General features: G+C 54.1%; 1 protein-coding gene. It reads right to left on the bottom strand.

Annotation, left to right across the window (positions count from 1 at the left end):
• Positions 1-675, bottom strand: a 675-nt coding sequence (locus E2I14_RS20045) for a hypothetical protein (protein WP_406675726.1), incomplete at both ends; no start/stop codon positions are given.

Below are 675 nucleotides of genomic sequence, written 5' to 3'. Positions count from 1 at the left end.
TGCCCTCGCCCCACTCCTCTTCCCTCCTCCCCGCGCTTTCTGGCTTTTCTTGGTTCCTCCCTCCGCCTCCCTCCCTTCCCTTTTTCTCCCTTCCCCCTTCCCCCGTCCTCCTTGCGCCCGCCCTTCCTCTGGCCCTTGCTTCTCTTTCCCCCTCCCTTCCCCCCCCCTCTCGCCTCTCTCCCTCTTCCTTTTTTCTTTCTTCTCGTCCTCCACCTCCTTTCCTTTTTCTCTCCTTTTTTTTTCCCCCTTTCCTCCCTTTTCCCTCTTTTCCCTCCCCTTCTTCTCTTTTCCCTTTCCCTTCTTTTCTTCCTTTCTTTTCTTCTTCTCCCCTCCCTTTCTCTCTTCCCTTTTCCCCTCCCTCTTTTTCCCTTTTTTCTTTCTTTTCCTCCCCCCTTTCCTCCCCTTTCTTTCCTCTTTTCCCCCTCTCTTCCTCTCCCCCTTCTTCCCTCCCTTCCCTTCCCCTTTTCTTCCTCTTCCCTCCTCTCCCCCCCTCTCTTGCTCTCTATTTCCCTCTCCTTCTTTTCTTTTTTCTCCTCCTCTTTCTCTCCTCCTCTCCCTTTTCTCCCCCCCTCCCTTTCCCTCTCCTTTTTTTCCCCTCCTTTTTCTTTCTTCCCTCTCTCCTTCCCTTTTCCCCCCCCTTCCTTCCCCTTTCCCCTCCCTCTCCTCTCCTTTCTC

This window comes from Sapientia aquatica (assembly GCF_004358105.1).
Taxonomy (GTDB): Bacteria; Pseudomonadota; Gammaproteobacteria; order Burkholderiales; family Burkholderiaceae_D; genus Solimicrobium; species Solimicrobium aquaticum.
The sequence above is the reverse complement of the archived record's forward strand: the minus strand, read 5'-3'. Positions and strand labels throughout refer to the sequence as shown.